This is a genomic window from Flavobacteriales bacterium (assembly GCA_020635855.1).
GTDB lineage: Bacteria > Bacteroidota > Bacteroidia > JACJYZ01 > JACJYZ01 > JACJYZ01.
Genome location: JACJYZ010000002.1, coordinates 826,305 through 845,722, shown reverse-complemented (window position 1 = coordinate 845,722; position 19,418 = coordinate 826,305). Strand labels below are relative to the sequence as shown.

20 protein-coding genes and 1 pseudogene are annotated in these 19,418 nt (G+C 52.1%); 18 read left to right on the top strand and 3 right to left on the bottom strand.

The genetic code is table 11. The features are described 5' to 3' along the window. The first annotated feature begins 110 nt into the window (after positions 1-110). The 18 genes and pseudogenes from H6585_03525 to H6585_03440 all read left to right on the top strand — a co-directional run bounded on the left by H6585_03525 (position 111) and on the right by H6585_03440 (position 16,553). Positions 111-647 (top strand): hypothetical protein, encoded by a 537-nt coding sequence (locus tag H6585_03525; GenBank protein ID MCB9447398.1) that lies wholly within the window; start codon positions 111-113, stop codon positions 645-647. Positions 648-957: 310 nt separating this feature from the next. After that, on the top strand, positions 958-1,440 hold the full coding sequence (locus H6585_03520; protein MCB9447397.1) for a TlpA family protein disulfide reductase: 483 nt from the start codon (positions 958-960) through the stop codon (positions 1,438-1,440). Between the two features lie 707 nt (positions 1,441-2,147). Then, positions 2,148-3,719, top strand: coding sequence for a methylmalonyl-CoA mutase family protein (locus H6585_03515; GenBank protein ID MCB9447396.1), 1,572 nt, complete (start codon positions 2,148-2,150; stop codon positions 3,717-3,719). 396 nt (positions 3,720-4,115) lie between these two features. Beyond that, on the top strand, positions 4,116-4,385 hold the full coding sequence (locus H6585_03510) for a hypothetical protein (protein ID MCB9447395.1): 270 nt from the start codon (positions 4,116-4,118) through the stop codon (positions 4,383-4,385). Positions 4,386-4,430: 45 nt separating this feature from the next. After that, entirely contained in the window at positions 4,431-4,859 is a 429-nt protein-coding gene (locus tag H6585_03505) for a hypothetical protein (protein ID MCB9447394.1), read from the top strand. A 35-nt stretch (positions 4,860-4,894) separates the two neighbouring features. After that, positions 4,895-5,257 carry a hypothetical protein gene (locus tag H6585_03500; protein MCB9447393.1) on the top strand — a complete coding sequence of 121 codons (363 nt, stop codon included), beginning with the start codon at positions 4,895-4,897 and terminating at the stop codon, positions 5,255-5,257. A 149-nt stretch (positions 5,258-5,406) separates the two neighbouring features. After that, positions 5,407-6,156: a carboxypeptidase-like regulatory domain-containing protein gene (locus H6585_03495; GenBank protein MCB9447392.1), complete on the top strand. Its 750-nt coding sequence runs from the start codon at positions 5,407-5,409 to the stop codon at positions 6,154-6,156. A gap of 191 nt (positions 6,157-6,347) precedes the next feature. Further along, a complete protein-coding gene (locus tag H6585_03490) occupies positions 6,348-6,848 on the top strand; it encodes a hypothetical protein (protein ID MCB9447391.1) in 501 nt (166 codons plus the stop codon). After that, positions 6,824-7,609 carry an alpha/beta hydrolase gene (locus H6585_03485; GenBank protein MCB9447390.1) on the top strand — a complete coding sequence of 262 codons (786 nt, stop codon included), beginning with the start codon at positions 6,824-6,826 and terminating at the stop codon, positions 7,607-7,609. Before H6585_03490 ends, H6585_03485 begins: the two co-directional genes overlap by 25 nt. A gap of 176 nt (positions 7,610-7,785) precedes the next feature. Continuing rightward, positions 7,786-8,034 (top strand): DUF2892 domain-containing protein, encoded by a 249-nt coding sequence (locus H6585_03480; protein ID MCB9447389.1) that lies wholly within the window; start codon positions 7,786-7,788, stop codon positions 8,032-8,034. 122 nt (positions 8,035-8,156) lie between these two features. Beyond that, complete coding sequence (locus H6585_03475; protein ID MCB9447388.1) at positions 8,157-8,735, top strand: isoprenylcysteine carboxylmethyltransferase family protein; 579 nt, start codon at positions 8,157-8,159, stop codon at positions 8,733-8,735. Between the two features lie 274 nt (positions 8,736-9,009). Beyond that, positions 9,010-9,399: a DUF1801 domain-containing protein gene (locus H6585_03470; GenBank protein ID MCB9447387.1), complete on the top strand. Its 390-nt coding sequence runs from the start codon at positions 9,010-9,012 to the stop codon at positions 9,397-9,399. Between the two features lie 73 nt (positions 9,400-9,472). Beyond that, positions 9,473-10,063, top strand: coding sequence for a TetR/AcrR family transcriptional regulator (locus H6585_03465; GenBank protein MCB9447386.1), 591 nt, complete (start codon positions 9,473-9,475; stop codon positions 10,061-10,063). A gap of 49 nt (positions 10,064-10,112) precedes the next feature. Next, on the top strand, positions 10,113-11,357 hold the full coding sequence (fabF, locus tag H6585_03460; protein ID MCB9447385.1) for a beta-ketoacyl-ACP synthase II: 1,245 nt from the start codon (positions 10,113-10,115) through the stop codon (positions 11,355-11,357). Between the two features lie 458 nt (positions 11,358-11,815). Further along, positions 11,816-14,011, top strand: a complete 2,196-nt coding sequence (katG, locus tag H6585_03455) for a catalase/peroxidase HPI (protein MCB9447384.1) — start codon at positions 11,816-11,818, stop codon at positions 14,009-14,011. Between the two features lie 129 nt (positions 14,012-14,140). After that, positions 14,141-15,121, top strand: coding sequence for a hypothetical protein (locus H6585_03450; GenBank protein ID MCB9447383.1), 981 nt, complete (start codon positions 14,141-14,143; stop codon positions 15,119-15,121). Between the two features lie 251 nt (positions 15,122-15,372). Continuing rightward, positions 15,373-16,033: pseudogene (locus tag H6585_03445) on the top strand (methyltransferase domain-containing protein). After that, complete coding sequence (locus H6585_03440) at positions 16,023-16,553, top strand: DinB family protein (GenBank protein ID MCB9447382.1); 531 nt, start codon at positions 16,023-16,025, stop codon at positions 16,551-16,553. The pseudogene H6585_03445 and the gene H6585_03440 overlap by 11 nt, the downstream one beginning before the upstream one ends. Positions 16,554-16,834: 281 nt before the next feature. On the opposite strand, the gene H6585_03435 is transcribed toward H6585_03440, so the two are convergent. The 3 genes from H6585_03435 to apaG all read right to left on the bottom strand — a co-directional run bounded on the left by H6585_03435 (position 16,835) and on the right by apaG (position 19,383). After that, positions 16,835-17,131 (bottom strand): septum formation initiator family protein, encoded by a 297-nt coding sequence (locus H6585_03435; GenBank protein ID MCB9447381.1) that lies wholly within the window; start codon positions 17,129-17,131, stop codon positions 16,835-16,837. A gap of 113 nt (positions 17,132-17,244) precedes the next feature. Then, on the bottom strand, positions 17,245-18,870 hold the full coding sequence (gene pruA / locus H6585_03430; GenBank protein MCB9447380.1) for an L-glutamate gamma-semialdehyde dehydrogenase: 1,626 nt from the start codon (positions 18,868-18,870) through the stop codon (positions 17,245-17,247). Between the two features lie 126 nt (positions 18,871-18,996). Next, the gene (apaG, locus tag H6585_03425; GenBank protein ID MCB9447379.1) at positions 18,997-19,383 is read right to left on the bottom strand and encodes a Co2+/Mg2+ efflux protein ApaG; all 387 of its coding nucleotides are present in this window, start codon (positions 19,381-19,383) and stop codon (positions 18,997-18,999) included. Positions 19,384-19,418: the final 35 nt, after the last annotated feature.

Here is a 19,418-nt window from a genome sequence, read left to right as displayed (position 1 = left end):
GAAAAACAACACGCAAAGCTACACATTCTGTCCGATCGTTCTGCACTCCCTCCCGCTGCAGCTGACAAAAAATTCCGATATTTAGCAATTCAACAAAATCAGCCTGGTGTATGACTGCCATCAATTCCCTGTTCGAAATCCTGAAGTTGATCTTACCCGCAGCGGTCGTGTTCCTGACCGCCTATTATACCCTGAAGAACTTCCTCGACAACGAAAGCCGCAAGAAAGCGATGGAGGTCAGGCAGGCCAACTCATCAATCACCCTGCCCGCACGCATGCAGGCCTATGAGCGACTGGTGCTGTTCCTGGAAAGGATCAGTCCGGACAGCATGGTGCTGCGTGTGCATGGCAACACGGTGAAGACGGCCAAACAACTGCACAGCGAGCTGCTGGCGGCGGTGCGGAGCGAGTTCGAGCACAACATCACCCAGCAGGTATATGTATCGGCCAAGGCCTGGAGTGCTACGCAACGCGCGAAGGAAGAAACCATCAAGCTGATCAACCTTGCTTCCACCCAGGTGAGCGACAAAGGCAACGGGCTCGACCTGAGCAAGGCCATCTTCCAACTGGGCGACGAGCTGGAGGAGCTCCCGACGAGGATTGCGCTGCAGATCGTACGGAATGAGGCGAAGCAGCTGTTTGTTTGAGGGGAGTAAGGGGGTAAGGGAGTAAGGGAGTAAGGGAGTAAGGGAGTAAGGGGGTAAGGAAGTAAAGAGGTAAATAAAGGAAGGGGAAGTAGTATGTGGCTTTGAAAACACAAAACATCAAGCAAACAAATGGTATCTTTTCCTTTCTTTTGACCACACATTAACCTGCTAAAAACCACTCCCAACCATCCATTCCTCCTTTGCAACCTTTTACCATTTCACCCCCTTACCCCCTTCCCTCCTTACTTCCTTACCTCCTTACCTCCTTACCTCCTTACTTCCTTACCTCTTTACCATTTACAACTCCCCCATGAGCAAACTCAGATGGTACATCTTTCTCATCGGCATCGCCGGGGCATCCTTCTTCTACTTCCGGTATGTGGCGAAGAAAGACCTGCCGGGTGGTGACCTCCAACTGCTGGATGGCTCAATCCTCCCCCATGCCTCCATCTCAAACAAAGTGGTGGTGGTGAACCTGTGGGCCACGTGGTGTCCGCCGTGTGTGGCCGAGATTCCCGCATTGAACCAGCTGAAAAACGCATACGCGTCCGACGACCGCGTGGTGTTCCTGGCCGTATCCGCAGAAGACCCGGAGAAGGTGAAGAACTTCCTGTCACGCACTGCATTTGATTTCATCCAGGTGGATCCGTCCCACGCCTACGACTTCAACAAAGGCCTTTCACGCGTATACCCGCGCACGTTCGTGTATGACAGGTCGGGGAAGCTGGTGAAGACGTTTACAGGGAAGATGGAGGGGGAGAAGCTTGCTGAGTTGGAAGGGCTGATAAAGTGAAGTCGCGAGTTTCACGGCAGTTACTCCCTCCGGTCGTGTCAGTGCGCTGCGCTGTCAATGGCTCCCTCCGGTCGCGTCAATGACATCCGCCCCCATTGACCCGCCTCCACGCTGTTACGGGCGGGCAGGCCATTGACTATTGACCACCCAACTATTCCCCTTCCCGCAAACTTCTACCTACTACCGTCTCGAACAACAATAAACGAACATCCAACAACAAAATCACCGCCGTTCCTTACACATGCAAGTTCATGCATCAGTTTGTCTCCTTTGATATTGATAAACATCCTAACTTGAACTGGGGCGGGGATTCGTGTGCCCCGGGATAATGACAAATGACGAATTACGAATGGGCGCCCGGCCAACGTATGCCGGATGCCATTGAAAAGGCGCGAGCCTCCCTTCGGTTGCGTGATGTTCATTTTCAAATGACCACATTCCCACATTTTCAAATCATCTTCTGGTTGCCACCCATGTATTCCTCCTATGGAGCAGGCTGTCCTAATGTCCATTACTGCCAACTTGAGACTCGCGACTTGAAACTTGCGACTCATGACTGGCTCCCTCCGGTCGCGCCAATGACATCCGGCCCTATTGACCCGCCTTCACTCCGTTACGGACGGGCAGGCCATTGACCACTGACTATTGACCAATTACACATCCCCACATTTGTCTTACATTAGCCGTGTAGTAGATGTCAAGCAAACATGAGCAAAACAGATCACCTGAAAGAACGGAAGTCCGCATTCTGTACCGAATCCGGCATTGAAATCAAACGTGTGTACGGTCCGACCGACGGCGAGCAGCCCGGTCAGTTCCCCTACACCCGCGGCGTGCAGGACAGCATGTACCGCACCCGCTTCTGGACCATGCGCCAGTACGCCGGGTTCTCCACCGCCGAAGAATCCAACAAGCGCTACCACTACCTGCTGAACAACGGCACCACCGGACTCTCCGTGGCCTTTGACCTGCCCACGCAGATCGGCTACGACTCCGACCACGAACTCTCCGAAGGCGAAGTGGGCAAATCAGGCGTGGCCATCGACACCCTCCGCGACATCGAGATCCTGTTCGACGGCATCTCACTCGAGCAGGTGTCCACCTCCATGACCATCAACTCCACCGCCTCCACCCTGCTGGCCATGTACATCGCACTGGCGAAAAAACAAGGCGCCGACCTCAGCAAGATCTCCGGCACCATCCAGAACGACCTGCTGAAGGAGTACGCTGCCCGCGGCACCTACATCTACCCGCCCAAGCCGTCGATGCGCATCATCACCGACATCTTCGACTACTGCAGCCGCGAACTACCCAAGTGGAACACCATCTCCGTTTCCGGATACCACATCCGCGAAGCCGGCGCAACGGCCGTGCAGGAGCTCGCCTTCACCCTCGCCAACGGCAAAGCTTACGTGAAAGCCGCCCAGGACCGCGGCCTCGACATCAACGTGTTCGCACGACGCATCTCTTTCTTCTTCAACGCCCACAACAACCTGTTCGAAGAAGTGGCCAAGTTCCGCGCCGCCCGACGTATCTGGGCCCGCATCACCAAAGAACTCGGCGCCACCGACCCGAAGGCACAGATGCTGCGCTTCCACACCCAAACCGGCGGCAGCACCCTCACCGCCCAGCAACCGCATAACAACATTGTGCGCGTGGGACTGCAGGCCTTGTCCGCCGTGCTCGGCGGCACCCAGTCGCTCCACACCAACGGCTTCGACGAGGCGCTGGCCCTTCCCACAGAAGAGGCAGCCACCATCGCCCTGCGTACCCAGCAGATCATCGCCAACGAAAGCGGCGTGGCCGACACCGTAGACCCCCTCGCCGGCTCCTACTTCGTGGAAGCCCTCACCGAAGAACTCGAGCAGAAAGTCATGGAGTACATCACCCGCATCGACCAGATGGGCGGCGCCGTACAGGCCATCGAAGAAGGCTTCATCCAACGTGAAATCTCCGACTCAGCCTACAGGTACCAGCGCGACATCGAGCAGAAAGAAAAGATCATCGTGGGCGTGAATGCCTACACCGGCGGCGAGCAAAACGAGGTGGACCTGTTCCAGGTGGATGACAAAGTCCGCGACGACCAGGTGCGCAAGCTCCACGAGGTGAAAGCATCCCGCGACAATGCAGCCGTTATCCAATGCTTGCAGCAACTGGAAGCTGCCGCCAAATCCGACGAGAACGTGATGCCACATATTCTGCGTGCTGTGGAAGCCTATGCCACGCTGGGGGAGATTTCGGACGTGATGCGAAATGTTTTCGGAGAGTTTAGGGGATAATTAATAATTAGGGATTAGGAATTAGGAATTGGGGGAGTGGCGAGTGGCGAGTCTCCCTCCTTCGTTAAAGCTACGGGCGGGCAAGCAAGTTGGCGGCCAGGGATGTTTGGCAATTTGCTCCATAGGAGCAACACATGGGTGGCATAAGGTTGGATGGGAGATGAAAGCGTGCCATAGGTACGCCACATGAAGTTGCAAGTCGCAAGTTGGCGGCCGTCAGATGTGTAGCGGCTTACTCCGGAGGAGTAATAGGTTTATAGAAAACGGTTTGACAAATGATTACCGGCATGCCGGAGGTATGCAAGAGGGAGGGGTGAGTGAGGCACGGATTACAAATCCGCGCAAGCATGGTTCGTAAACACACCTATCATACCACAAGCAGAAAATCTCGTTAAAATGAAAAAGTATATTTTAATAGACTGGCAAGACTATTGGAAAATATTTGATGAATTAATTGACCTCTTAAATTCGGATGGCAAAACAGAAATCAGCTCTAAGCTGAGAGACGCACAGAAACACAATAACGGCCTAACAGACGGCTGGTACGAGTTTATGTTTGCCTTTGAACGGGTTCTAAAATCGGACAGGCAAATCATGACAAAAGAGCAATGGGAAATAGCGGATTTTTTGATCAATGAATTAAAGAAATCACTAAAGAATAGGTAAGCATAAACCGGACGAAAGGCAGCATACGCCGACAATACCGATTCCATGTCTCACACCAAAACCTTCCTTTATCTTCTGCTCTTGCTGACAGCAACCGGCTGTGACCCTGCCATGTTGCTTTATGTTTCAAATGAATCATCCCAGGAAAAAGTCATTGAGGTTTTCACAGACCCCTACAATCCTCCCTCGGAAGACTCTATCCGGCTGTTTCCTTCATCGGAAAAACTCAATTTAAAAACCTACGTCCGGGCAACTACATCAACCCCTATCACCAAGGATGCAATGGCGCATCGATATACATTCAACCTGCAACCAGGCATGGCCACTTTGTTGCAACCCGCCACAATAGGAACGCCGATCATATACATTGTAACCGAACAGGACACCACTTTTTTCATTTGCCCACGAAACACACCGAGAGAACATAGATTCCAGAGAATCCGAGGACGTAACTACATCAGCACCATTCATTAAATTATCAAGCCCAATAATTAACCCGCCAACCAGAAATGAACTTCATAACTGATATCTTTAAAAGTCAGATTAGAAAAGATTGCGAGAGAGTTTTTACATTTCTTGAAAAAGACGGGTTCGAAAAATCATTTGCAGTATTTGGAACCGAATCCACATTGACATATAAAAAGAATGATATAAGGCTGACGTTGATGTGGTATCTATCCGGTGAGAATCCTTGGTTTTTGATTCAAATCAAAGAAAAAGAAATTTCGCTTGAAGACTTGGAACCAGAAATCCGAAATCGATATAAATTCATCAAACCTGGGCAACAGAAATTTTTAAATTGGGCTTGGAAATTCATGAAAAGAAAAGAATATCTCGAATTGATTGCTTTGCAAATAAAAAATGCACTATAATTCCACCTCAATGTCAACGGAATTTACGATTCCTACCTCCTCCTCACCCTCTATCCCCTACCACTCACACAACCACACCCACCGTTCGGACATCGCGTCTCTTTTGTTTTATTTCACGTTGTATCTTGTAAATAATAGAACCACACAAGATGCGACAGGAATACAAGTTGAATGTGCCTACTCCCTGCACAGAGGATTGGACTTCCATGACGAAGAATGACCTCGGAAGACATTGCTCGCATTGCGCCAAAACGGTGGTGGATTTCACCGGGCTCACCGACGCGGAAATCCTGAACATCATCCAGAACGCATCCGGCGGATTGTGCGGCCGCCTGAACACCCATCAGCTGAACCGTCCGATCATAACACCCCGTAACACCCACCGCTCCCGGTTCCCGAACATCCTGGCCGGACTCTTACTGATCGGCACCGGTAGCAAGGCATTGGCAACAAAACCAATCATCGCCCAAACGAATGTGTTCATTGATGTGAATGCGGAAATGGTGAAGCCTCCATCCGTTGCGAACAATGAACAGGTGGTGGACAGCTTGAAAAATGTTATCCAAGGAAAGGTATTGGATGCGGAGACCAAAGAACCCATAGTCTTTGCCACCGTTCAAATACAGAATACAGAAACAGGGGTCGCTACTGACATCAATGGTGAATTTAAGTTGGTTATTCCGGATGGTTTGTTGACGAACATATCCCTTCTGATCATCCGATATGTTGGGTATGAAGACGCAGAAATAGCAATAAGAAAAGAAGACCTACCCCTGACAAAAGAATTTTTGGTTATCCCCATGAAGACAACCATCCTGGGCGAACTTACTATCATTAGAAAGAAAAGGTGGTGGCAGTTCTGGAAAAGGTCAACGCCCCGCCCAACAGATGAAATATAAGGCTGTCTTGGTTCACACACATTAACAATCCGTACCTTTCCCCACCCACACCTACCCACCATGATCTACTACCTCATCGCCACCATCGCCATCATCATCGGTGTCACCGCTTCCATCAGACGCAGAAGACGTAAATGAACCACCCGCTTACCTCCACGGACCCGCTCACCGAACTGGCGAAGCAAAAAGGCATCTCTACCTGGAACGAGCTTACCACATTCGTAAAAACCCTGCCCTACGGACGAAACAACAACCGGTCGGATCTCAGCCTGGTGCTATCGGAAATGAAAGGCACATGCAGTTCCAAGCATGCCCTGCTGAAACAGATGGCCGACCTGAACCACATACCGGATGTGAAGCTGATCCTCGGCATCTACAAAATGAACCGGTTGAACACGCCCGGGATCGGAACCGCGTTGGACGGTTTCCCGGTCGATTTCATCCCCGAAGCACATTGCTACCTGAAAGTCGCCGGTGAACGCATGGACATCACCACCCCCGCATCCGACATCAAAAACCTCGAAACCGATATCATGGAAGAAAGGGAAATAACACCGGGGGATGTCGACACGTTCAAGGTTGATTTTCACCAAACGTTCATCCGGAAATGGATAGCAGACGACCGCATTCCCCTTACCTTTGAACGCATCTGGCAGATACGCGAAACATGCATCAACCATCTATCGGCATGACCACCCACTACGCCCCCATCCACGGCCTCAACATGTATTATGAGATCCACGGAGCAGGAAATCCCCTCGTGCTCATCCACGGTGGCGGCTCCACCATCCAAACCAGTTTCGGACGGGTGATCCCGCTGTTTGCGAAACATAGAAAAGTGATCGCTGTTGAGATGCAGGCACACGGCCGCACCGGCGACAGGGATGCAGACCTCACCTTCGAACAGGATGCCGACGACATCGCCGCATTGCTGCAACACCTGAACATACCCAAAGCCGACATCCTCGGTTTCAGCAACGGTGGCACCACGGCGCTGCAAACAGGCATCCGTCACCCTGAAGTAGTCAACCGCATCATCGCCATATCCCCCCTCTGCAAACGACATGGTGCACATGCCTGGTTCTGGGACTTCATGCCGCAAGCCAAACTGGAAAACATGCCGCAGCCCCTGCAGGACGCTTACCTGGAAGTGGCACCCGACCCCAACAGCCTGCAGGTGATGCACGACCGGGACGCCAAACGCATGGTGAACTTCAAAGACATTCCGGACGCACTGTTGCAATCCATCCAGGCGCCCACCCTCATCCTCGCGGGCGACAACGATGTGGTGACGCCCGAACATGCACAGGAAATGGAACGGATCATTCCCAATGCAAAGGCGGTGGTGATCCCGGGCGGTCATGGCGCCTGCATCGGCGAGATCACCACACTGACAGCGGATACGAAAGAAACGGATTTTGCGGTGGAGATGATGGAGGATTTTTTGGGTTGATGAGGGGGTTCGCCTATAGCTGTGTTAATCTTGCTGATTCATTCCTATTCTTTGAACCACATAGACACATAGGGCACAATAGGATTTCACATAGGCTATGTGTACTATGTGGTTCAAAACACCTTCCTCCCATTTTCCCAAAACCCTTAACTTCCCGGAAAAATCAACCGTTTGCAATGACAAAAAACGTTGGAATGATCGATCGCCTGTTGCGGTTCCTGCTGGGTGTTCTCCTGGTCTGGCTCGGACTTTGGCCCATGAACGGACTTCACGGAAACGTGCTTGGCATCCTCGTGGCCCTAGTTTCGCTCCTGCCCTTTTACATGGTTGCCACCCGGTCATGTTTTGTCTTCAAGTGGTTGCACATCCATTCCCTTTCAAAAGCCGAGTGCCGGAGATATGGTGATCCGCTTGCAAAAAAGTGAGAACGGAAGTCATGCCTTTTCATTCGTATCAGCATTGAACCACATAGACACATAGGGCACAAAAGTATTCACATAGCCTATGTGTTCTATGTACCTATGTGGTTCAAAACCCAACACAGCCCATGAACCCACACATCAAAACCGCCCTGCAGCTTACCTGGATGGTGGTATGGGCCTACTGGCTCATCTCCGGGTTTCGCGTAAAAAAAGCCAAAAGCCGGGAATCACTTTTCAAACGATTCATACAATACTGGTTGCCGCTGCTGGTGGCCTTCTGGTTGCTGGGCAAAGGAGAATGGTTCGGGCATACCTGGTTTCGGGAGAACTTCGTGCCGCACAACAATGCGGTGGGCATCACCGGACTGGTCCTATGCCTGGCGGGTGCAGCCATCGCATGCCATTCCCGTTACCTGCTGGGTAAAAACTGGAGCGTGTCGGTGCAGCAAAAGGAAGGCCATGAACTGATCCGCAGCGGCATGTACAGTGTTGTGCGGCATCCGATCTATACCGGACTGCTGTTGCTCTTCATCGGGAATACACTGATCGTGGGCGACTACCGCGGCATCCTGGCCGTGCTGATCGTTTTTGTGTCTTTCTGGATGAAGCTGAAGAAAGAAGAAAAAGTATTGGAAGAAACCTTCGGTGAAGCGTACGTTGCATACAAAAGTCAAACGAAGGCGTTGGTGCCGTATGTGTTGTGAAAGTCGCGCCAAAATGAATGATGGGCCGCTGGCGCGGATTTGTCATCCGTGCCCATGAATTCAGTAGTTTATCAAACCACATAGACACATAGAACACATAGGCTATGTGAATTTCTACTGTGACCTATGTGCCTATGTGGTTCAAGAACATCCGTCACACATTCATCCTTCCTATCATAAAACACATCCGGAAGACAAGGAAGCGGCTGGCGCGGATTTGCAATCCGTGCCGATGCATTTGTATTTTTATTGAACCACCCATCCATATCATCCCATGAACCCCGACATCCAATCATACAACGACCAGCAAACGCCCGCCGAAAAAGCCATCTGCGACCTGCTGGCAACCGCCATCAACAAAGAACTCACCGAAGCGGAAAACAAGATCTGGCATGCCCATCCTGTATGGTTTCTGGACGGAAACCCGGTGGTCGGATACAGCAAACTCAAAAGCTGCATCAGGTTGCTGTTCTGGAGCGGGCAAACATTTGAAGAAGAAAAACTCCAGGTGGAAGGCAAGTTCAAGGCAGCCGAATATCGCTACACATCCGCCGACCAGGTAGACCAAACCGACCTGCAACGTTGGCTGAAAAAAGCCCGCGACATCCAGTGGGATTATAAAAACATCATCAAAAGAAAAGGAAGGTTGGAACGGATCCGGTGAAAACCCCGAATACGCCGGTCCCGTTTCGTGCGCTTCATTTTGAATTTAATATACCGTACGGTATATTTGCGTCATGGTCAGATCCGAAAAAACCAGGCGGTACATCATTGAAAAGACAGCGCCCATTTTCAACAAAAAGGGATATGTGGGAACGTACCTTTCAGATATGACCGAGGCGACCGGGTTAACCAAAGGAAGCATCTATGGCAACTTCAAGGACAAGAATGAAGTGGCCCTGGAAGCATTCAGGTACAATTATGAGCTTCAAACAAAACAGATCCTGGAAGACGTGGAGAAGGAAACCCGGGCGTGCGACAAACTCCTGGTGTTCCTGGGACACTACAAAACGGTCTACAAAACCATTTTCAAAAATGGCGGGTGCGCGATCCTGAATACCGCTGTTGACGCAGATAACGGGAATGAATTCCTGAGGAAAGAAGTGGTGAAGAAAATAAACAACTGGTCGAACATGATTGTTTCCATCTTACAACAAGGAATGGAGGAAGGAGAAATCAAACCGTTGGATGCATCCGAATACGCGTACAAGATGATCGCCATGGTCGAAGGAAGCATTCTCCTATCCAAAACACTGAACAAACCGGATATCCTTCTGAAAAACCTGGAACTCCTTGAAGAAGATATTTTAAAGTTGAGATCCGTTTAAAAAAATTTTAACCCGACATATACCGGACGGTATATAAATACAGGAACATATGAAAAGAGTGGTTATAACAGGTATGGGAGCCATGACCCCCATCGGGAACAATGTGCCTGCCTATTGGAAAAATTTGCTGGATGGCACTTCCGGTGCAGGAGAAATCACGCGGTTTGATGCCAGCAATTGCGGTACCCGGTTTGCATGTGAGATCAAAGCCTACGATCCCCTGAACCATTTCGAGAAAAAGGATGCGAGAAAACTGGATCGGTTCTGTCAGTACGGCCAGGTTGCGGCGCAAGAAGCCGTGACGGATGCAGAAATAGATTTTTCAAAAACAGACAGAACACGGGTAGGGGTTATTTTCTCCAGCGGGATCGGCGGCTTCGAGACTTTCGAACAGGAAATCACCGACCACGCACGACACACCGATGCCAGGTTCAATCCGTTTTTTATCACCAAGATCATTTCCAACGGACTGTCGGGCCACCTGTCCATCCGATATGGATTGAACGGCATCAATTATTGCCCGGTCACCGCATGCGCCTCTTCCACCCAAAGCATCATCCATGCTTTTAACTATATCCGGATGGGGAAAGCAGATATCATCATCGCCGGCGGTTCCGAAGCGCCGATCACGCCCGCCTCCATCGGCGGCTTCAACGCCATGAAAGCCATGAGCACAAACAACGAACATCACCGGACGGCTTCACGTCCTTTTGATATCAACCGCGACGGATTTGTTGTCGGTGAAGGAGCCGGAGCGCTGATCGTGGAAAGCCTGGATTCTGCGCTGAAAAGAAATGCAAAGATCTATGCCGAAATAGCCGGAGGCGGAGAATTTTCGGATGCCTATCACATGACCGGAACCCACCCCGAAGGACTGGGTGCATTCCTGGCCATGAAAAGCGCGCTCGATGAGGCCGGCATCCACCCGCAAGACATCGATCACATCAACGCCCACGCCACATCAACCGGTGTAGGTGACCTTTCGGAAGCGAAAGCCATCGAAAAACTCTTTCATGCCCACCTGAAAAACATCCGCATCAATGCCACCAAATCCATGACCGGTCACCTGCTGGGCGGCACCGGTGCCATCGAGGCAATCGCCACATGCCTGTCGGTTCAAAACAACCAGGTTCCACCCACCATCAACACAAGGGAAGTGGACCCGGACATATCCCCCGAGATGAACCTCACATTGGGAGAAAAGTCAACCGGAGAAATCAACCACGCCCTGAGCAACAGCTTCGGTTTCGGAGGGCATTGCGCTGCCATTGTTTTGAAAAAATATCCGGCGTGACCTGAAAGAAGCAATCATAAAATGATTTGAAAATGGAGCAGATGGATCTTTAAACGCGTGTTAACATTTACGCTACCGCAGGAAGCCCTTACTTTTCAGAAGAAGCCGGTTTATCGCGCGTTCCAACTGCCGTCGGGCTATCCGTTGCAAGTCCGTCCCACACACCCGCCTCCGCCATGCGGGCTTTCCTCTCCTATCCCGTCTGATTGGCAGGTGCCCGGTCGCTGTATCGATGCCCCCATTCGCCTTTCGTCATTCGTAATTTAAAGCCAACATGCTTGCCCGCCGTAGCTTTAGCGAAGGTGGGAGACTTCATTTCTAATTTCTATTTCCTAACTTCACACATCATCTTGCCCCTCCCTCCGTGCATGGCAAAATGAAATGACAGGCCTATGTGACACGTGTCACTGTATGGCACTTCATCGACAATTAGCTTTGAACCAAAACCAATTGCCCCCATGGAAAACACAACCAACCATGCCGCCCAATGTCCCGTTACCGGCGCATCAGGCGCACCCACCACGGCAGGTACCAAAAACCGCGACTGGTGGCCCGACCAACTCAAACTGAACATCCTTCGCCAGCATGCCCCCGCTTCCAACCCGATGGGTGATGATTTTAACTATGCCGAGGCTTTCAAAAAGCTCGACCTGGAAGCCGTCAAGAAAGACCTGCACCAGGCGATGACCGACTCGCAGGAATGGTGGCCGGCCGACTTCGGCCACTACGGCCCCTTCTTCATCCGCATGGCATGGCACAGCGCAGGCACCTACCGCATCGGCGACGGTCGCGGCGGCGCAGGCAAAGGCCTCCAGCGCTTCGCCCCGCTGAACAGCTGGCCCGATAACACCAACCTAGACAAAGCCCGCCGGCTGCTGTGGCCCGTCAAACAGAAGTACGGCCGCAGCCTGTCATGGGCCGACCTCATGATCCTGGCCGGTAACATGGCCCTCGAATCCATGGGTTTCAAAACCCTCGGATTCGGCGGTGGCCGCGAAGATGTGTGGGAAGCAGATGAATCCATCTACTGGGGTGCGGAAACCAAATGGCTCGACGACAAACGCTATACCGGCGAACGCGACCTCGACAACCCGCTCGCCGCCGTGCAGATGGGACTCATCTACGTAAACCCCGAAGGCCCCAACGGCAACCCCGACCCCATCGCCGCCGCCAAAGACATCCGCGAAACGTTCAAACGCATGGCCATGAACGATGAAGAAACCGTAGCCCTGATAGCAGGCGGACATACATTCGGAAAAGCCCACGGCGCCGGAGACCCAGCCCTCCTCGGTCCGGAACCTGAAGCCGCCGGCATCGAAGCACAGGGCTTCGGCTGGATCAGCAAATACAAATCCGGCCATGGCGACGACACCATCACCGGAGGTCCGGAAGTCACATGGACACAAACACCCACCCAATGGAGCAACTACTTCTTTGAAAACCTGTTCGGGTTCGAATGGGAGCTGAGCCAAAGTCCGGCCGGCGCCAAACAATGGGTGGCCAAAAACGCTGAAGCCGTGATGCCCGATGCACAGGATCCGTCCAAAAAGCATGTACCCACCATGCTTACCACAGATCTGTCGCTGCGCTTCGACCCGGCGTATGAGAAGATCTCCAAACGCTTCCTCCAACATCCCGATCAGTTCGCCGATGCGTTCGCCCGCGCCTGGTTCAAGCTCACCCACCGCGACATGGGCCCCATCACCCGCTACCTGGGCGCCGATGTGCCCAAGGAAGATTTCATTTGGCAGGATCCCATCCCGGCGGTAGATCACAAGCTCATCGATGAAAAAGACATCAAAGGACTGAAAGACGAAGTGCTGGCTTCCGGCCTCACCGTTTCGCAGCTGGTGGCCACCGCATGGGCTTCCGCCTCCACCTTCCGTGGCTCCGACAACCGCGGCGGCGCCAACGGTGCACGTCTCCGCCTGTCGCCACAAAAACATTGGCAGGTGAATGATCCGCAACAACTGTCGAAAGTGCTGGACACACTGGAAGGCATCCAAAAAGAGTTCAACAAGGCACATGCCGGCAAGAAGAAAGTTTCCCTGGCCGACCTGATCGTACTGGGCGGATGCGCTGCTGTTGAAAAAGCGGCGAAAGATGCCGGACACGCGATCACGGTGCCATTCACACCGGGCCGCATGGATGCCACCCAGGAACAAACCGACGTGGAATCATTCGCTGTGCTGGAGCCAGTGGCCGACGGATTCCGCAACTACAGCAAAGGCGGCGCCGGCAGATGCGCCGAACACATCCTGGTCGACAAGGCGCAGCTGCTCACCCTCACCGCCCCGGAACTGACGGTGCTGATCGGAGGCATGCGCGCACTCGACACCAACTACGACCATTCCAAACATGGCGTGTTCACCGACAGACCGGGCATGCTCACCAACGACTTCTTCGTGAACCTGCTCGACATGAACACCGAATGGAAAGCCAACGACGACACCAAAACCGTATACGAAGGGAAAGATCGGAAGACAGGTAAAGTGAAGTGGACCGCCACCCGCGCCGACCTGGTCTTCGGTTCGAACTCCGAATTGAGGGCATTGGCCGAAGTCTATGGCAGCAGCGATGCCGGCAAGAAATTCGTAGAGGATTTCGTCGCCGCCTGGAACAAGGTCATGAACCTGGATCGGTTTGATGTATAGGGATCGTTAGAAACCACATGAAGTTATATGAAGGGTGATCCGTTGCGGTCACCTTTCGTATTTTTTAAAAGTGTAAGCATCCCGTTACTTTATCCGGATGATCTGCATTATTTGAAAAATAACTGCACTATGAAGAAAATCACACAACTGATCCTGCTCGCCCTTTGCACATGCAACCTTTGTTTCGGGCAGACGGACTCCATATATGCCGCCTGTGTGAAAGACGCCACGATTTTTTATCATGCAAGGGATTTCCAAAAATCGGCGAACAAATACAAGGAAGCGTTTGATCAACTGGAAGGCAAAGCTTACCCCAACGACAGGTACAATGCTGCATGTTCCTACGCATTAGCCGGAGATTCGGAAACAGCGTTTTATCATTTGTTCCGGCTGGCAAATGCACCCACACGATATCAGAATTACAACCACATCACCGTTGACGCCGACCTCAACAACCTGCACAAGGACCCGAGATGGAACGAGCTGATCTCATTGGTGAAAGCCAACAAAGAGGAAGCGGAAAAAGACTTCGACAAACCGCTGGTAGCCATGCTGGACACCATCTACATGGAGGACCAGCAGCACCGGTTGAAACTGGATGGCATAGAAGCAAAATACGGACTGAATTCCAGCGAGGAGAAAGCAGTTTGGGATACGATCAATACAATGGACTCGATCAACCTGATCCGGGTAAGAAAGATTCTGGACGAACATGGCTGGCTCGGACCAAATGTGATTGGTCAGCAGGGCAACATGACCTTGTTCCTGGTGATCCAGCATGCAGATCCGGAAACACGGGACAAGTACCTACCTATGATGAGGGACGCCGTGAAACAAGGAAATGCCAATGCAAACCACCTGGCACTCCTGGAAGATCGTTCAGCCCTGGACAAAGGGAACAAACAGATCTACGGCAGTCAGATCACCATCGACCCGGAAACCGGAGAACCCTTTGTATCGCCGTTGATCGATCCCGACAACGTAGATCATCGACGCGCAGAAGTGGGACTCGGTCCGCTGCAGGATTATATCTCCCACTGGGGACTGACATGGAACGCCGACGCGTACAAGAAAAAATTACCGGAGTATGAAAACAGAATGGGGAGGTAATGGAAAACAATACCTTACATCCCTTCCTCTTCAGAAGTGATTCCGGATATCCGTTTGCGCCGGAACGATGGTACAGAGGCCGCGAATGACCATGATCGATAAACGAACACGGAGCAACATTAGACAAACATTCAATATTGGGCAACGAAATCGATTCACCCAAATGAATATTTAGCTAATTTCCGCCCCGAAATCAATGGCGGCAGATGTGCCTGCCTGAATCAAACGTATCTACGCATCATTTACCATCCATGACCCAAACTGTGGCCAACAATGCCGGTGCCTATGTTCAGTACGGATGCGGCTTGTCCGCTCCTGAAAAATGGCTGAACTTCGACGCCTCACCTACCCTGAGAATTCAAAAAATACCGGTTCTCGGACAAATCCTGCGCAAAAAACTGAACGTGGTTTTTCCCGACAATGTCATCTACGGAGACATCGTCAAAGGACTGCCGATAGAAGTGGATTCCTGTGAAGGCGTCTACTGCTCACACGTAGTTGGAACACCTGTCACTGAAAGATTTCAGGACCGCATTGAAACACACCTATGATATCCTGAAAGAAGGAGGAAAGTTCCGTTGTATTGTCCCCGACCTTGAATACGCCGCAAAAAAATACCTCTCCGATCTCGAAAACAATGTCGAAGAAGCCAGCATCGAATTCATCGGAAAAAATACCCTGGTGGGCATTGAAGACAGGCCGCAGGGACTGAAAGGCATCCTGACCACCGTGTTCGGCAACTCGCACCACCTGTGGATGTGGGACCACAAATCATTGGCAAAAGAACTCGAAAACATCGGGTTCAAAAACATACGTCCCTGTAAGTTCAACGACTCCCAGGACAACATGTTCTCACACGTAGAAGACCCCGGCAGGTTTGAAAACGCCGTGGCCCTGGAATGTGAAAAATAAACGGGCAAACGCGATGACCGGTTCACTCATACTATCGCTCCAACGCCATCAGCAGGTTTTCGCCGGACTCTTCGCTAACGTTTCACGCGATCAAATCAACTGGCGATCCGAACGCGGAAAATGGAACATGCTGGAAGCTGTCTGCCACCTGCTGGATGAAGAACGCGAAGATTTCCGCGCCCGCGTCAAAAGCATCCTGGATGATCCCACACAGCCGCTTCCCCCCATCGACCCGGAAGGCTGGGTTATCACCCGGAAATATGCCGAACAGGATTTTGATATAACCGTGACGGGCTTCCTCAATGAACGGGAAACCTCCGTGGCATGGTTGAAAAGCCTCAAAGATCCACAGTGGGACAACACCTACCAACATCCCAAACTCGGACCCATGTCGGCCCGGCTGTTCCTTACCAACTGGGTGGCGCACGACCTGCTCCACATCCGCCAGATCACCCGCATGCATTACCAGTACCTGGCCGCGAATACGGACATCAGTCTGGATTATGCGGGGAAGTGGTGATGATTCTTAGTCTTTAGTCGTAAGTCTTTAGTCTTTAGTTGGCCGGAACTACCAAGAGCGGCTTGCTCCGTAGAAGCAACACATGGGTGGCACATGTTACGATAAGAGATTCGTGCATGCCGTAGGTACGCCACAACCATTATGAATGTCGAATGTGCATCATTAGAAGCTAGTGCAGACGTGTCGCGGACGTTGTCGCGGACGTCCACGTCCGTGACTCAAACCACCACGTCCGTGACACCAACCTCCATCAACTAATAACCAACAACCAATAACTACGCCTACTTCTCATCCACGATCACGAACACATCTTCGTTCTCTCGTTTCATGAGGTACTGCTCGCGAGCGAACTTCTCCAGGTGCTCGGGGTCGGTCATCAGCTCTTCCATCTTTTCCTTGTTTGACAGGTTCTCGCGAATAAAGTATTCCTGGTCTTCCTTCAACCGGGAAAGTTTGCTGCGTTCCTTCCACTGGGCCATCATGTTGTGGCGATCGAAGAACATCATCCACAGCAGGAATATCGCGCTGGTGACCAGGTAGGGGTTCCGCACATATTTCGATTTTGACCACCGCTGCATAACGGCCTTCAGCTGTGTCCACTTCTCACGCATAGTATACAAAGATACAATGCAGAAAGGGCAAACGGGGAGGTCCCATTTGCCCTTTTTCAACATCATCCGGTTGGTAGCCCCTATCCGAGGAACGGGTAACGGTAGTCGGTAGGAGGTACGAATGTTTCTTTGATGGTGCGAGGTGACAGCCAGCGAAGCAGGTTCAGTTTCGAGCCGGCCTTATCGTTGGTACCCGACGCCCTGGCGCCGCCGAAAGGTTGTTGGCCGACCACAGCGCCTGTGCACTTGTCGTTAAGGTAGAAGTTGCCCGCCGCGTTCGAAAGCTTGCGGGTCACATGTTCCAGCACATAACGGTCCTGCGAAAAGATGGAACCGGTGAGCGCATAGGTCGAGGTGGTGTTCACCAGGTCAAGCGTCTCCTCGAACTTCGCATCTTCATACACATATACGGTCAGGACCGGGCCGAAGAGCTCCTCGCACATGGTCACGTACTTCGGGTCTTTGGCCTGGATCACAGTGGGCTGAATGAAGTATCCTTTGGATTTATCGTAACCACCACCGATCACAATGTCGGCATCCTTGTCGGCCTTGGCGCCATCGATAAAGGACGCGAGCTTGTCAAAGGATTTCTCATCGATCACCGCATTGATGAAGTTGGAGAAGTCTTCGGTACCGCCCATCTTGAACGAACCGAGATCGGCTTTCATGAATTCGCGCACTGCGTCCCACATGCTGGCGGGAATGTAGGCACGTGAGGCAGCGGAACATTTCTGTCCCTGATACTCGAAAGCGCCGCGCGACAGGGCCGTGGCCACTTCTTTGGCATGCGCGGAGGGATGGGCGAGGATGAAGTCCTTGCCGCCTGTTTCCCCTACGATGCGTGGATATGCCTTATAGTTTTGGATGTTCTCACCGATTTTCTTCCAGATGTGCTGGAACACGCCGGTGGAACCGGTGAAATGGAAACCTGCGAAATCGGGATGCGAGAAGATCACGTCTCCGGCGGTTTTCCCGTCGACCAGAACCAGGTTGATCACACCGTCGGGTACCCCGGCTTCCTTGAACACCTGCATGATCACATGGGCTGAATAGATTTGGGTGTTGGACGGCTTCCATACCACCACGTTGCCGCACATGGCAGCAGAGGTGGTCAGGTTGCCGGCGATGGCGGTGAAATTGAACGGACTCAGGGCAAACACAAAGCCTTCCAGCGGGCGGTACTCAAGTCGGTTCCACACACCGGGTGACGAGATGGGTTGATCGGCGTAGATCTCCGTCAGGTATTGTACATTGAAACGGAGGAAGTCGGCCAACTCACAGGCAGAGTCGATCTCCGCCTGGAATACGTTTTTAGACTGGCCCAGCATGGTGGCTGCATTGATACGGTCGCGATACGGACCTGCGATCAGGTCGGCAGCTTTCAGAAAGATGGACACGCGATGCTCCCATGCCAGGTTCACCCACTTTTCACGGGCCTGCAGCGCCGCATCTATGGCCGCCTGAACATGACTGGCATCGCCTGCATGGAAATGCCCGAGTGTATGGGCATGGTCATGCGGCGGGGCCATCCTACCCAGCTTTCCCGTTTTCACTTCTTTTCCACCGATCACCATCGGCACTTCCGTTTCAACGGAGCGCATGGCTGCAAGGGTCTTCTCCAGGGAAATTCGCTCGGGGCTTCCCGGTCGGTACTCGCGAACGGGTTCATTCACGGCTTTCGGCACGTGGTAAACTGCTTTGGGCATATCTATGAATCTTAAATCAGGTTAATACAACTACAACAAGAGCTGCAAAACTGGAGAGAATAATCCAAATAACCCAACCCCTGCGAAAATTGAATGGGCATTGGAAAAAAAAGTACAGAAACAGGGCTAATTCAGGCGGAATGGGGCTTCCAACTGGAACTCGGGGATGACCACTTCAAAGGGATTTCCATCGTCAACATTCACCATCAGGTATTTGCCGCGCATCACCCCGAAGTCGGTCACCAGGTTGCATGCCGACTCATATGTATAGGACTCACCGGGCTTGAGGATCGGCTGGTTGCCCACCACGCCCTCGCCTTCCACTTCACGATAGTCGCCGTTGGAATCGAGGATCTCCCAATACCTGCGCATCAGTTGCACAGTCTCCCTGCTCTCGTTCACAATGGTAATGCGATAGGAAAAGACAAAATGGGGTTGCTCCGGGTTGGAATACCCCGGCTCAAACTGCCGCTCGACACTGATTTTAATCCCCTTGGTTACTTTGATGATCATGTAATCGGACTCTATGCTTGCAATGATAAGAATTA

Bases quoted from the DNA above. Each gene is read 5' to 3' on its own strand.
- H6585_03470 (MCB9447387.1), top strand. From the start codon at position 9,010: ATGAACCCCGACATCCAATCATACAACGACCAGCAAACGCCCGCCGAA.
- H6585_03500 (MCB9447393.1), top strand. From the start codon at position 4,895: ATGAACTTCATAACTGATATCTTTAAAAGTCAGATTAGAAAAGATTGC.
- H6585_03520 (MCB9447397.1), top strand. From the start codon at position 958: ATGAGCAAACTCAGATGGTACATCTTTCTCATCGGCATCGCCGGGGCA.
- H6585_03475 (MCB9447388.1), top strand. From the start codon at position 8,157: ATGAACCCACACATCAAAACCGCCCTGCAGCTTACCTGGATGGTGGTA.
- H6585_03480 (MCB9447389.1), top strand. From the start codon at position 7,786: ATGACAAAAAACGTTGGAATGATCGATCGCCTGTTGCGGTTCCTGCTG.
- H6585_03525 (MCB9447398.1), top strand. From the start codon at position 111: ATGACTGCCATCAATTCCCTGTTCGAAATCCTGAAGTTGATCTTACCC.
- H6585_03435 (MCB9447381.1), bottom strand. From the start codon at position 17,131: ATGCAGCGGTGGTCAAAATCGAAATATGTGCGGAACCCCTACCTGGTC.
- H6585_03465 (MCB9447386.1), top strand. From the start codon at position 9,473: ATGGTCAGATCCGAAAAAACCAGGCGGTACATCATTGAAAAGACAGCG.
- H6585_03510 (MCB9447395.1), top strand. From the start codon at position 4,116: ATGAAAAAGTATATTTTAATAGACTGGCAAGACTATTGGAAAATATTT.
- fabF (MCB9447385.1), top strand. From the start codon at position 10,113: ATGAAAAGAGTGGTTATAACAGGTATGGGAGCCATGACCCCCATCGGG.
- katG (MCB9447384.1), top strand. From the start codon at position 11,816: ATGGAAAACACAACCAACCATGCCGCCCAATGTCCCGTTACCGGCGCA.
- apaG (MCB9447379.1), bottom strand. From the start codon at position 19,383: ATGATCATCAAAGTAACCAAGGGGATTAAAATCAGTGTCGAGCGGCAG.
- pruA (MCB9447380.1), bottom strand. From the start codon at position 18,870: ATGCCCAAAGCAGTTTACCACGTGCCGAAAGCCGTGAATGAACCCGTT.
- H6585_03485 (MCB9447390.1), top strand. From the start codon at position 6,824: ATGCATCAACCATCTATCGGCATGACCACCCACTACGCCCCCATCCAC.
- H6585_03505 (MCB9447394.1), top strand. From the start codon at position 4,431: ATGTCTCACACCAAAACCTTCCTTTATCTTCTGCTCTTGCTGACAGCA.
- H6585_03450 (MCB9447383.1), top strand. From the start codon at position 14,141: ATGAAGAAAATCACACAACTGATCCTGCTCGCCCTTTGCACATGCAAC.
- H6585_03515 (MCB9447396.1), top strand. From the start codon at position 2,148: ATGAGCAAAACAGATCACCTGAAAGAACGGAAGTCCGCATTCTGTACC.
- H6585_03495 (MCB9447392.1), top strand. From the start codon at position 5,407: ATGCGACAGGAATACAAGTTGAATGTGCCTACTCCCTGCACAGAGGAT.